The 12,055-nt window shown below is 66.9% G+C and carries 15 protein-coding genes; 4 read left to right on the plus strand and 11 right to left on the minus strand.

Annotated elements, in window-relative coordinates; translation table 11 throughout:
- Positions 1 to 178 precede the first annotated feature (178 nt).
- The 3 genes from ACY3GB_RS13885 to ACY3GB_RS13895 form a co-directional block, all read right to left on the minus strand.
- Entirely contained in the window at positions 179 to 469 is a 291-nt protein-coding gene (locus ACY3GB_RS13885) for a putative quinol monooxygenase (protein ID WP_463089251.1), read from the minus strand.
- A gap of 65 nt (positions 470 to 534) precedes the next feature.
- The gene (locus tag ACY3GB_RS13890; protein ID WP_463089252.1) at positions 535 to 969 is read right to left on the minus strand and encodes a Cif family virulence factor; all 435 of its coding nucleotides are present in this window, start codon (positions 967 to 969) and stop codon (positions 535 to 537) included.
- Between the two features lie 26 nt (positions 970 to 995).
- The gene (locus ACY3GB_RS13895; RefSeq protein WP_463089253.1) at positions 996 to 1,445 is read right to left on the minus strand and encodes an NUDIX domain-containing protein; all 450 of its coding nucleotides are present in this window, start codon (positions 1,443 to 1,445) and stop codon (positions 996 to 998) included.
- Between the two features lie 138 nt (positions 1,446 to 1,583).
- On the opposite strand from ACY3GB_RS13895, the gene ACY3GB_RS13900 reads away from it, so the two are divergent.
- On the plus strand, positions 1,584 to 1,907 hold the full coding sequence (locus ACY3GB_RS13900) for a DUF6506 family protein (protein ID WP_463089254.1): 324 nt from the start codon (positions 1,584 to 1,586) through the stop codon (positions 1,905 to 1,907).
- Here ACY3GB_RS13900 and ACY3GB_RS13905 read toward each other — a convergent pair.
- Both ACY3GB_RS13905 and ACY3GB_RS13910 read right to left on the minus strand, forming a co-directional pair.
- Positions 1,844 to 2,641, minus strand: coding sequence for an AraC family transcriptional regulator (locus ACY3GB_RS13905; protein ID WP_463089255.1), 798 nt, complete (start codon positions 2,639 to 2,641; stop codon positions 1,844 to 1,846). The two genes, ACY3GB_RS13900 and ACY3GB_RS13905, sit on opposite strands and share 64 nt — an antisense overlap.
- Before the next feature lie 73 nt (positions 2,642 to 2,714).
- Positions 2,715 to 3,899 (minus strand): alkaline phosphatase family protein, encoded by a 1,185-nt coding sequence (locus ACY3GB_RS13910; RefSeq protein ID WP_463089256.1) that lies wholly within the window; start codon positions 3,897 to 3,899, stop codon positions 2,715 to 2,717.
- 187 nt (positions 3,900 to 4,086) lie between these two features.
- Between ACY3GB_RS13910 and ACY3GB_RS13915 the strand changes: the two genes are divergently transcribed.
- On the plus strand, positions 4,087 to 4,404 hold the full coding sequence (locus ACY3GB_RS13915) for a glycine zipper domain-containing protein (protein ID WP_463089257.1): 318 nt from the start codon (positions 4,087 to 4,089) through the stop codon (positions 4,402 to 4,404).
- A gap of 43 nt (positions 4,405 to 4,447) precedes the next feature.
- On the opposite strand, the gene ACY3GB_RS13920 is transcribed toward ACY3GB_RS13915, so the two are convergent.
- Together ACY3GB_RS13920 and ACY3GB_RS13925 are read right to left on the minus strand one after the other, a co-directional pair.
- Positions 4,448 to 4,666, minus strand: coding sequence for a DUF3079 domain-containing protein (locus tag ACY3GB_RS13920; RefSeq protein WP_463089258.1), 219 nt, complete (start codon positions 4,664 to 4,666; stop codon positions 4,448 to 4,450).
- Between the two features lie 50 nt (positions 4,667 to 4,716).
- On the minus strand, positions 4,717 to 5,739 hold the full coding sequence (locus ACY3GB_RS13925) for an MBL fold metallo-hydrolase (RefSeq protein ID WP_463089259.1): 1,023 nt from the start codon (positions 5,737 to 5,739) through the stop codon (positions 4,717 to 4,719).
- A gap of 82 nt (positions 5,740 to 5,821) precedes the next feature.
- Here ACY3GB_RS13925 and ACY3GB_RS13930 point away from each other — a divergent pair, with 82 nt between their 5' ends.
- Positions 5,822 to 6,739 carry a LysR substrate-binding domain-containing protein gene (locus ACY3GB_RS13930; RefSeq protein WP_463089260.1) on the plus strand — a complete coding sequence of 306 codons (918 nt, stop codon included), beginning with the start codon at positions 5,822 to 5,824 and terminating at the stop codon, positions 6,737 to 6,739.
- A 13-nt stretch (positions 6,740 to 6,752) separates the two neighbouring features.
- Here the strand turns inward: ACY3GB_RS13930 and ACY3GB_RS13935 are convergent, their stop codons facing one another.
- The 4 genes from ACY3GB_RS13935 to ACY3GB_RS13950 all read right to left on the minus strand — a co-directional run bounded on the left by ACY3GB_RS13935 (position 6,753) and on the right by ACY3GB_RS13950 (position 11,298).
- Positions 6,753 to 7,151: an MAPEG family protein gene (locus tag ACY3GB_RS13935; RefSeq protein ID WP_463089261.1), complete on the minus strand. Its 399-nt coding sequence runs from the start codon at positions 7,149 to 7,151 to the stop codon at positions 6,753 to 6,755.
- Positions 7,152 to 7,182: 31 nt separating this feature from the next.
- Complete coding sequence (locus tag ACY3GB_RS13940; RefSeq protein WP_463089262.1) at positions 7,183 to 7,977, minus strand: GNAT family N-acetyltransferase; 795 nt, start codon at positions 7,975 to 7,977, stop codon at positions 7,183 to 7,185.
- Positions 7,978 to 7,999: 22 nt separating this feature from the next.
- Positions 8,000 to 9,055: a linear amide C-N hydrolase gene (locus tag ACY3GB_RS13945; protein ID WP_463089263.1), complete on the minus strand. Its 1,056-nt coding sequence runs from the start codon at positions 9,053 to 9,055 to the stop codon at positions 8,000 to 8,002.
- Positions 9,056 to 9,324: 269 nt separating this feature from the next.
- Entirely contained in the window at positions 9,325 to 11,298 is a 1,974-nt protein-coding gene (locus tag ACY3GB_RS13950; protein WP_463089264.1) for a peptidase U32 family protein, read from the minus strand.
- A gap of 210 nt (positions 11,299 to 11,508) precedes the next feature.
- Here ACY3GB_RS13950 and ACY3GB_RS13955 point away from each other — a divergent pair.
- The coding region (locus ACY3GB_RS13955) for an MCP four helix bundle domain-containing protein (RefSeq protein WP_463089265.1) at positions 11,509 to 12,055 on the plus strand (547 nt) is incomplete at its 3' end.

Raw genomic sequence — 12,055 nt, forward strand, 5'->3', positions numbered from 1 at the left:
CCGGCCGGACGCCTCGCCGGCCATCTCGGCGATGTACGGCGAGCTCATTTCGAAATCGTCGCGGTAATGCGCCAGGATGCGCGCCAGATCATGGCTGTTCCAGGCGTTTATCCATTCCCGCGCCAGTTCCTCGGCGAATGACTTGTCCAGCATCGGCGTGACCTTTTCAGATGCGGGCCTAAGCGCCCAGCAGCGTGGATGGATGGGCGGCGAGCCTGGCGCGCGGCAGCACCTCTGGCAGATAGATGGTCTGGATCGCATCCAGCTTGCCGTGCGCCTCCCAGTGCGCGCGGCTTTCCCAATGCTCGACCAGCACGAACACCTTGGGATCGGCCTCGGAATGGTAGGCCTCCCACAACTGGCAACCGGGCTCGGCCAGGCACAGCGGACGCATTCGCGCCAGCGCGGCGGCCACCAGCGGCACATCGTCGGACGCGGAAACCTCAAGGGTGACGATCAACGGAAACATGAAATGATCTCTTCAAGCGAACGGAAGGCCGGTGTCTTCGATTGTACTGTCGCGCGGCTGCGGCGCTACGCCGCGTCGTCTTCCCAACTCATCGCGCAGATGCGCCAGCCATCCGCGCCGCGAACCAGTTGGAACAGCTTGGTTCCACCGCCGGCATATGGCTGGCCATGCAGCTGCCCCGACTTGCGGTAGCGGCTGGTCCGGCTGGCGAGGCTACCGCTTATCCAAGTCTGCTCCTCGGTTTCCCACTCGCAAAAGTCGCGCAGACTCCCGCTGGAGAGCAGCTCCCGGCGCGGCGCGATGAATGCCTCGACCGACCATTGCTGCGTCTGGCCGCCCTCCACCTTGGCGATCCGCGCCTCATCGGTGAACATGGCGAAGATGCCGTCCAGATCGGCCGAAACACCCTCTCGGTTGTCGAACAACGCGAAAAACGCCGCGATCAGGCGGTCGACCTCCCGCCTGTCCTCAGCCGCGCCGCCACTTGTCGAAATCGCCATGGTTCAATCCTCCAGCCATCCGGCGCTCAATAGAATTCCATCCGCCGCAACCCGACATAGCGTGGCGCGTCGAAGCCGCATGCGCGATCGCGCCAGTAGTGCAGCATCGGCGGGAACACGGTCTTGCCGGCGAAGTCGTCGCGCGACAGCCACGCCGCCTCGACAATATGCTCGCGCGTCGCCTCGTCGCCGCCGCAATCGATTTCGCCACCCAGCAGCTTGCCGATGAACCAGAACTTGCACTCGCGGGTGGCCGGATTGGCGAATTCCTCGATATCGGCAAGCCGCCCGATTTCCACGCTCAGCCCGCATTCCTCCTTCACCTCGCGGCGCGCGGCGTCGGCCAGAGGCTCGTCGTCGATCGCGCCGCCGCCCGGCGCCACCCAGAAATCGTAGGCGTCCGGCTTGCAATGCCGGACCATCAGAATTCTGCCCTCATGCTCGACGATTACGCCTGCCGCGACCCCATGTTTCATCGCGCCTCCAAAACCAATCAGCATAACACCGGCAAAATCGCATTGGAATATTCAAGCCCGCCGCCGCACGTTTTTCCAAGATCGCCAGGCGAGGCGCCGCATAAGCTCGGGCTTCCACACCCAACAAAGGAAACCGCCATGGCCCTGAAAGCCGCCTTCATCTTCATCGCCCCCCACGGCGACCCTCAACGCCATCGCGCCCTCACCTCGACGCCGGAAGTGGAGGTCGTCACCCTCGCCGTCTCCAGCTACCGCCAGGCCGCAGAAGTGGCCCGCGGGCTGGCGGAGCAAGGCTGCGCCGCCATCGAGCTGTGCGGCGGCTTCGGCCACCAGGGCGTCGCCATCGTCGCCGCCGCGGTCGGCGAGCTGGCCGCGGTCGGCGCGGTGCGCTTCGATTCTCACCCCTTGCTCGGCCACCGTTCCGGCGACGAGCTGGCCCAAGCGCCGGCCAGCGGAGAATAAAACAGGGACAGCGCCGGATCGCGCAGCAAGCGCGCCGGCGGCTGCCCGCCGAACGCCAGCGCGTCGCGGTGCAGATGGGATTGATCGCAATAGCCATGCTCCCAGGCCAGCCCGGCCAAGGCCGGCCGCGGCTGGAACGCCGCGTCGCGGAAAAACCTCTCGAACCGGCACAGCCGGTGAAACAGCTTGGCGGTCACGCCCTGGCTGGCATGAAAGCGGCGGGACAGGCCGAACCGGTCCACGCCCGCCTCCGCCGCATGCGTCCCCAGCTGGAAGCCGGCGCTGTCGGCGAATATCCGCCGCGCCAGGCGCCGCATCCGCTCCAGCTCGGGCTCCGCCCGCAGCCGTCCGCGCAGGAAACGGCCGGCCAGCTCGCATTGCTCGTCGAAATCGGCCCGCTCGATTCCCGCCCGCAAACCGTGCGCCTCCGGCCACGCGCGCGCCGGCGGCGTGACGCGGTCCACCAGCTGCGACAAGGGAAGCGAACAGAATTGCGGCAGCGCGCCGGCGTGGAAACGGACCACGAATACCGGCAGCGCCGGACGCGCGATCCGCAGCATCCGCCGGCGGGGGCACAGCAAGCCCGCCGAGCCATCCGCGCCCAGCCACAGCTCCGCGCCGGTGCCCGGCAATAGCGTCAGCACCGCGGGATCATCCGGCCCGAAACAATAGCGGCGGTAACTGTGTATCCATGGCTCCAGCCTTGGATCGGGCCTGCATTGTTGCGACTGCATCGGCGATATCCAGAAAAAACCCGCGGCCATTCTGCGGCAGCCCCAGCCAGCGCCGCTTGTAAAAATGTGATGCTCAAGCCCGGTAGACGATCAGCGGAATCGCCTGTTCGTCCGGATGGACGCCGGCGTGCACGCCGGCGAGGCGCAGCGTCTCCTCTCCCGGCAGCGTGTCGCGCAGATTCCAGCCGGGCTTGGCGATCAGAACCACGTCGCCGCAGCGGCGCGCCAGGTCCGGATGCGCCGATCCCGGGCCGAACGCGCCGGATGTCCGCAGCTCGCGGCTTTCCACCACCCAACAGGCATGGCCCAGCCGTTCCCGCGCCAGTTCGATGAAGCGCGCGGCGCAACCCGGCCTCAGATGGCAGTAAGCCAGCCGCGTCTCGCCGGACAACGGCCGCGCCAGCAGGCCGTACAGTTCCGGGTCGGCGTCCAGGTCCAGCCATTGCGCGTCCGGCGCGGCGACGAAGCCATGGTCGGCGATCGCGACCACCGCCGCGCCGCCGCGTTCGGCCTCGTCCAGCAGCGCGGCGAAAGCGGCGTCGATTTCCGCCAGCAGCGCCCGCGCCGCGTCGGAGTCCGGCCCCTGCTCATGCATCAACGTGTCCAGCTGCGGCAGATACAGGTAGTGGAAGGCCGGCTGCGGGTCCGCCAGCCGCCGCGCCAGCCGGGCGAAACCGTCGGCCATTCCCCTGCGGTAGGCGACGCGCTCCGCGCCGCCGGCGTGGTAGCGGCTGCACGGGGAGTAGGCGATGAAATCCGGCAGATAAAGGAACGCCGGCCGCGCCAGCCGGTCGAACAGCGGCCGCGCGCGGTACAGGGTGTCGGCGCGCCGCGACTCCTGCCCGCCGGCGTCAACCGGATGGCGGGCGTACAGGGGCAGCGGCGCGATGATTTCCTCGCCGTGCAGCTGGTGCCAGCCTATCAGGCCATGCTCGGCCGGCGAGCGGCCGGTCAGCACCGTGGTGATGGCCGCCGCGGTGGTCGGCGGAAACACGCTGCTGATCGTCGCGCGCTGCAGCGCCCGCAGCCGGCTGTCCGGCCCGAGCCGCCGCAGCTGGGCATCGCCCAGCCCGTCGATCAGGATCAGGCAGACATGGCGGTGGCCGCCGATGCCGGCCAGCGCGCCGGACACCAGCGGCGCATGGCCCAAGTCGGGTCCGCCCAATTCCAGGCTAAGCGTCTGCATCAGATTGAGCAGCCCGCCGCCCTGGTAGTCCGGCCATGCCGCGCCGGGGCACAAGGAAGCCAGATCGGCCATCGCGGCCCTCCCGGGAAAGGTAAGAAACCCCATTCTCGGCAGCGCGCGGCGCGCCGTCAACGCGATGCGGCAACAATTCGACAATCGTCATTAACATAGAACTTACATTCCATAACAATCTGATACAGTTGGCCGCCGCCCAAACCAGTATGCTGCAGGCCATCAGTTTTTTACCGGAGATCGCCGCATGAAGCGCGCATTTGTCATCATTTCTCTGAGCCTGGCTGGATTGGCCGCGACGGCTCAGGCAGACACGTCCACCATCGTCGGCGGCGCGCTGGGCGGCGCCGCGGGCGCGGCGGTCGGCGAGGCCGTGGGCGGCCGCAACGGCGCCATCATCGGCGGCGCGGTGGGCGGCGGCGCGGGCGCGGCCATCGGCCACGACTACGGCCGCAAGCCGGAACCGCGCGAAGAGCGCAGCTACCGCAAGCGCCACCATCGTCATCACCATCACGACCGCGACAATTTCTGCCCGCCGGGACAGGCGAAAAAAGGCCGCTGCTAAGCGCGCCGCGACAAAGAAAACGGGACGCCACGCGTCCCGTTTTTCATTGCTCTCCCCGGCCAGCCCCGGCATCCTCCGCGCCTGGATCCGGCTCGAACCAGTCATCGCCGAAAATCTCCGCCGGGTGCTGGGTGCGGCTGCTGCCGTTGCCGCAAGCCATGTCGGAAGCCGGGCAATACTTGTCGCAGCCCCAGCAGATGCGCTCGGGATGGCGGGGATGGAGGGGAAACTTCTTGGCGGTGCCGGGGACGGAGGGTCGCATGTTCGCATTCTGCGGCCGCTCACATCCATCGGCATTGATCTGGAATAAGGCTAGCGCGCCGACACAATCGCCGGCTTCAGCCCCGCCAGGCTGTATGGCGCGGGCTGCCAGGCGTAGCCGGCGCCGTCGCGGCGGACATAGCCCAGGCCAGGGAAGCGGATATGGGCGGCGCCCACCAGCCAGCCCTGGCGGGCGGCCTCGTCCATGCGCGCCAGGCGCTGCTTGGCGGCGGCGGCGGCGTCCACGTCGAAGCGTATCGTCACCCCGGGCTTGGCAAACTGCACGTCCTGCGCGTGGATCAAATCGCCCCACAGCACCATCTTCTTGCCTTCGCTTTCCACCAGGTACAGCGTGTGTCCCGGCGTATGCCCGGCGCCCGACACCGCGCGGATGCCCGGCAGCAACTCCACCTCGCCGTCAAACGGCTTGAGCCGGCCAGCTTCGATGTACGGCCGCAGCGCCGCCTCGGAATCGGCGAAGGAGTGGCGCTCTTCCTTGGCCACCTTGCCGGCGTTGGCCGGATTCAGCCAGAAATCCACGTCCCGCTGGCTCACCCGGATGTCGGCGGCGGGGAACGTCCGTTTGCCTTGCCGCGTCAGGCCCCCGGAATGGTCGGCGTGGATGTGGGTGAGCAATACCGTGTCGATGTCTTCCGGGCGGTAGCCGGCCGCGCGGATGCTGTCCAAGAGCTGGCCGCCGGCCTGGCCGAACAGGTCGCCGGCCCCGGTGTCCACCAGCGCCAGATGGCTGCCGGTATGGATCAGGAAGGCGTTGATCGAGGTTTCCGCCTGCGTGCCCAGATGGGCCTGCGCCAGCCGGCGCGCGGTGTCCTCCGGCGGATTGCGCAGCAGCTGGTCCAGCGGAACGGCCACCGTGCCGTCGGACAGCGCGGTCACTTCAAAAGAACCCAGCATCATCCGGTAGAATCCCGGCGCCTGGACGCGCGCCTGCGCCGGCGGGGATAGCTCGGCCGCCAGGGTGGGCGCGGCGGCGGCGCCGGCCAGGGCGATGGCCAGCGGCAGCAGGCGGATGGCTCGGGCGGCGGCATGATATGGTGCGGAGATGATGCGCATGGGTAGTCCTTTGCGGGCAGGAAGTTCAAGTGTCCCGATGATGAAGCGGCCGTCCATGACATTCAAATCGATTGGAATGATGATGACTATCAGGGAAAAAGATTTCCGCGGCGTGGACCTGAACCTGCTGGTCACGCTCGCCGTGCTGCTGCGCGAGCGCAGCGTGTCGCGCGCCGCCGCCTGCCTGCATCTGGGCCAGCCGGCGGTCAGCGGCGCGCTGGCCCGGCTGCGCGAGCTGTTCGACGACGAATTGCTGGTGCGGATGCCGCAGGGCATGGCGCCCACCGCCCGGGCGCTGGCTCTGCAGAGCGAGTTGACGCCCCTGCTGGAGCGGCTGCAATCGCTGCTGTTCGCCGCGCCGGCGTTCGAGCCGGCCTCCGCCACCCGCGCGTTCTCCCTGGGCATGAGCGACTGGGTGGAAATCTGGCTGGCGCCCAAGCTGCTGCCGCGGCTGCGCGCGCTGGCGCCGAAGCTGCGCGTCGCGCTGGAGACCACCGATCCCTTCATCGGCAGCGCGATGCTGGAGCAGGGCCGGATGGAGCTGGGCGTATCGGTGTTCGCTCCCGGCCCGGCCTGGCAGCAGACCAGGCCGCTGCGCTCGATGGGCTACGCCGTCGTCTACGATCCGCGGCAACTGCCGCTGAGCGCGCCGCTGAGCCTGGACGACTACCTCGCCCACGAACACGCGCTGGTCAGCTACCGCGGCGCGCGCCAGGGCGCCGCCGACCGGGCGCTGGCCGAGCAGGGCCTGTCGCGGGTGGTCAGCCACACCGCCTCCCGCTTCGCCTCGCTGCCGCCGCTGCTGAAAGCCCTGCCCCTGCTGGCTACCGTGCCGGAAGCGCTGGCCGACGAATGGGCCGCCAGCCACGGCCTGCGCGCCAGCCCGCCGCCGCTGGAGCTGCCGCCGTTCACCGTCTCGCTGATCCGCCATGCCGCCAGCGGCGGCGACCCCGGGCTGGACTGGCTGGAGGCGCAGCTCCTGGACATCGCCAGCCGCTGAAAACCCCTGCCCGCTACAACGCCACCGCCAGCCAGCCCCACATCGCCAGCAGCAGGATATTGGACGCCAGGAAGGCCAGAAAACGGTGAATCGGGTGATTGTAGGAAAGATGGATGGCGGAATGCGCGACGCGCGCCGCCACGTAGCCCCAGGCCAATCCCAGCGAGACGGGTCCGGCCAGGTTCTTGGCGATGACGATGGCGCCGAACACGTAGAACAGCACCGGCGTCTCGAACAGGTTGGAGAAATTGCGCGCCAGCTTCAATTCGCCGTCCGGCGGCGCGTCGCCCTGCATCAGCCGGTAATAGCTGCCCTTCACCCGCCCGGAACGGGCGTTGGCGAAACGGGTGGCGCCGAGGCGGACGCCGACGAAAATGGTCAGCAACACCAGCGCGAACATCGGGTAGATCATCGCTCTCTCCTTGTGGAAACTGGCCGACGCCTCAATCCAGACGCGTCACCTCGCCATTGCGCGGCGTAGCGTTTTCGTGAAACAGGTCTTCCAGATATTGCGCCAGATCGCTGGCCGCCAAATCATGGGGGATGATGAAATCGGCCGGACGGCGCTTGCCGTCGCCGCCGCTCCAAAAGGCCCGCCAGCCGCCCTCTCGCCGCTCCACGGCCAAAACCTGGCCGTAGACATTGAAGCGCATCCGGCCTGCAGCCGTCTGATTGGCGCGCGCGGCGACGGACGGCGTCGCCAAGCCGCTTTCTTGCGATCCTCGCCAGTGGAAGCACAGCGTCTGGCTGCCGTCGTCTTCCCGCCATGCCTCGCCGCGCGCCATGCCGGCTTTGCACAACACCCGCTGCGAGGCCAGATTCTCCTCCGCCACGGTGGCGATGATGTGGCGCAGCCCCCACTCGGCGGCGGCATGCGCTATCATCGCCGCCGCCGTTTCGCTGGCCAGGCCCCGGCCCCAGTGGGCAGGCAGGAACGCGTATTTCAGCTCCGGCTCGGCTCTGCCGCCAGGGTGCACCAGGCCGCAAAAGCCCAGCGTGGCGCCATCGCCGCGGCTGACGACGGCGAACATGCCATAGCCGCGCGCAGCGTAATTGCGCCGGGTCGTCTCCAGCCAACGCCAGCAGTCCGCCTGGGTCAACGGATGGCCGTCGCCTACCCAGCGCATGGCGGCGGCGTCGCCATACACCGCCAGCAGCGCGTCCATGTCGAAATCGCGCCAGCGGCGGACGATCAGCCGCTCGGTATGAAACAGAATGTCCGATTGCGGATCCATCATGCCTCCATGGTGCGGCGCCGGGTCAGAACAACGCCTTGGCCAGCGGCTGGAAACGGTCATTGACCTCGCCGGCCAGCTCTTCCTGATCCGGATTCAAAATGCGCGCCGTCTGCCCGGCCGAGAAGTCTATCTTGGCCAGGTCGACCCGCAGCAGATTGGGGCTGCTGGCCAGTTCGAAGAGGTATTGCTTGTCCGAGAGATCCGCCACCGTGCGGTATTCGGTGTCGTAGGTGGAGCCCGGCGTCTTGTATGGCGCGTTGAACGGCACCGAGACATTGCGCGCGATGGACAGGATGGACGCCACCGCCTGGCGCGGGCTGTGCGGCTCGCGCAGCGTATCGAGGAAATAATTGGCGCGGATGAAGCGGTCCACCGGATTGACGTTGCCCGGCAGCGGCGTTTGCCGCGTGGCCTGGGAGAAGTCCCACTTCTTCAGCTCCGCCAGTTGCCGTTCGTAGGGCGGATCGTTGGTCAACACACGGTATTCACGGCCGTGGTAGATGTGCGGTTTGCCATCGACATACTGGATCAGCGCCGAATCGCCGCTGGCGTCCTCTATCGCCAGATGCAGCGACGACTTGAAGCCGGCGTATTCCACCATCACCGGCTGGATGGCCTTCATCGCCTGCAGCGCCTCGCTCACCGTAGCCGCGTTGTCCAGCAGATACTGGCCCCATAACCCGGCTTGCACGCCCTGCTTGCCCGGCTCGCGCGCGCCGTAGTCGGTGGCGGTGAGAAACAGCAGATGCATGGCCAGGCCTTTTTCGTTGACGCCATCCACCGCGCCGACGCCGTAGGCCGACGTCACCACGCTGCCGTGCTTCGATGTCCAGCGCGCCGGATTATCCTTGACCACGGTAGCCGGCCCCAGCTTGCCGCCGTCGCGCGCCATGCCGCGCGGCAGGATCAGCAGCCTGGGTTGGGTGGACTCGGACCAGTCCATGGAACGGCTGGCCACCACCGCCTGTTGGTTGGTATTCCACAAGGTGCGGGTACAGGCGTCCGCAATGGGCGACCACAGCGCCAGCGAAGCGGTCGACGAAATCAACAGGCCATGCAAAGCGGCTTTTCTTTTCATTTCATCCCCTATTCCATAAATTTATCAAAGCCTTATGGACAGCGCGGCGCCAACCAGGGTTCCGCGCGCGGCTCGCAGAAACGGTACTTAGAGTGGATCGGATAGAAGAGATAAACGTGCGCAGGCAGTCAGAATGAACATCCGGCGGATGCGGTATTGCCTTCTATCCTATCAATACGATATGCCAAATGAGCGAAATAGAGAATTCGCTCGATAAAACAAAAGGGCAAGCCATCTTGGCTTGCCCTTGCTTGTCGGCGGTCGGCTATTTATTGCGGCCGCTGCTTGAAGAAGGTCATCGGCGCGGATGCCGGAATCTCGCTCGGCGGCGGCGACTTCAGAATGTGCTTCTTCATTTTGCCCATCACGTGCATCTCGCAGGGCCGGCACTCGAATTTCAGCGTGTAGGTCTCGTCGCCGGACTTCAAAATCATCGGATCGGCGCGCACCTGGCCCATCACGCCCTTCACCCCCTTAGCCTGCTTCGGGCACAGGTTGTAGGAGAAGCGCAGGCAGTGCTTGGTGATCATCAGGCTGACCTCGCCCTCTTCCTGATGCGCCTCGTAGGCCGGCTCGATCACTTCCACGCCGTGCTGCTTGTAGAAGTCCCAGGCCAGCGCGTTGTAAACGTTCGCCAGATAGCTGAGCTCCTTCTGCGGGAAGGCGACCGGCGGCTCGACGGCGGCCTTGTGCGCCGGGCGGACCCAGGCGGCGGCGCGCGCGGCTTCCAGCTTTTCCGCCGCGTCGCGGCGCAGGCCGTTGATGACCGAGGCCGGCACGAACCACGGCTGGCTCAGATTCAGCGCCACGTCGTGCGCCTGGAACATGGTGTTGCCGAGCTTGGCGGCGGCGTCGCGCAGGCTCTGCTCGGCGCGGGCGGCATCCTTGGCCGGCTCAAGCTGAAGCTCGGCGCGGGCGCTGGCGCTGCAGCCGTCGGCGTCGGTATACGTCAGTTCCAGCCCGTCGGCGGTTTCCGACAGCGAGGCCCAGACGCCGACGCGGCGCTCGGCCGATTTCTTCAGCAGCGCCAGCTCCCAGGCGTGGTCGCGGTTGCGGCTGATGTCGACGCCGGGCTTCAGCCCTTGCAGCGCCGCCGGATCGTTGGGCTCGCAGCGCCACACCAGCAGCCCGCCCTCGGCCTTGCCCACCTGCTTGACGGTGTTGAGCTGCATGCCCACCACTTCGCGCTTCTTCATGAAGTTGATGCCGTCGCCGTTGGACATCTGCTCGCTGGTGGCGATCTCCAGCCAGCCGTCGCCGACCTTGTGCACGGTGCCCAGGCCGACGCCGACGAATTTGGGCGAATCGAAGGCGCCGATGTCCTGCTTGCGACCGGTGGCGAAGTAGTCGGTGGCGCCGCGGTGGAAGGTCTTGTCCGGGTCCGGCGTGAAGTAGATCTCGCTGCTGCCGCTGGCTGCCGGCGCCAGCTCCGGACGGCGCTCGAAGATCTCGTCCAGCAGCAGGCGGTAGTGGGCGGTGATGTTCTTGACGTAGGACACGTCCTTGTAGCGGCCCTCGATCTTCAGGGAGCGCACGCCGGCGTCCAGCAGCGCTTCCAGGTTGGCGCTCTGGTTGTTGTCCTTCATGGAAAGCAGGTGCTTGTCGAAGGCCACCACGCCGCCTTTTTCGTCGGTCAGCGTGTACGGCAGCCTACAGGCTTGCGAGCAGTCGCCGCGGTTGGCGCTGCGGCCGGTGTCGGCGTGGCTGATGAAGCACTGGCCGGAGTAGGCCACGCACAGCGCGCCGTGGATGAAGTATTCGATGGTGGCGGAATCCGCCACCATCGAAGACTTCAGGATCTGCGGAATGCTCAGCTCGCGCGCCAGCACGATCTGGCTGAAGCCGGCGTCGGACAGGAAGCGCGCCTTGTCGGCGTCGCGGATGTCGCACTGGGTGGACGCGTGCAGCTGGATCGGCGGCAGGTCCATCTGCAGGATGCCCATATCCTGGATGATCAGCGCGTCGACGCCGGCGTCGTACAGCTGCCAGATCAGCTTGCGCGCGCCTTCCAGCTCGGCGTCGTGCAGGATGGTGTTCAGCGTGGCGAAGATGCGCGCGTGGTAGCGGCGGGCGAAGGCGGTCAGCCCGGCGATGTCCTCCACGCTGTTGCAGGCGTTGTGGCGCGCGCCGAACGACGGCCCGCCGATGTACACCGCGTCGGCGCCGTGCAGGATGGCTTCGCGGCCGATTTCGGCGGTTTTGGCGGGCGACAGCAGTTCGACTTGGTGCGGCAGCAGGCTCATGGCGGTTCCGGGCTGATCGATGGATACGATGCGTGGTTGGGTGGGGGCGGAATTATAACGGAATCATGGGCTTATAGATAGAAGCCGATTGCGTTGCCCCGTTCTAGGTACGACTACTTAAAATACTGTATCCAGATTGCTTGCCTTCGCGGCGGCTGCTACTCCGAAGAGTATCGGGGCCCGGTCCCCGCCCATAGCAGCGAGTCCCTCATGTTCAATTCCCTCACCATCGCCCGGCGCCTGGCTGTCATGGTCTGCGCGCTGCTGACCATCCCCTTGCTGGTCGGCTGGTACGGCCTGCACACCCAGGAAGGCATACTCGGCGACTTCGCCACCACCTACAACGACCGCGTGGTCTGCCTGAAACAACTGAAAATCGTCGGCGACGGCTACGCGGTCGGCATCGTCGACAACGCGCAGAAGCTTCGCAACCAGAGCCAGACCGCCGCCGGCTTCCTCGCCAATCTGCGCAAGGCGCAGCTCGATGTCAGGCAGCAATGGGGCGATTACCGCGCCACCTATCTGACCCCGGAGGAAAAACAGCTGGCCGACCAGGCCGAGGCGGCGATGGCCAACGCCAACCGCAGCGTGGACAAGCTGTTGCAGATCGTGCGGAGCGGCGACGCGGCCGCGCTGCAACACTATGTGGATCGGGAAATGTATCCGGCGCTGGACCCGGTATCGCAACGCATCGCCGCGCTGGTGGACCTGCAGCTGCGGGTGGCGGCGGAGGAATTCGCCCAGTCGCAGCAGCGCG

This window comes from Chromobacterium sp. Ag138, assembly GCF_055181315.1.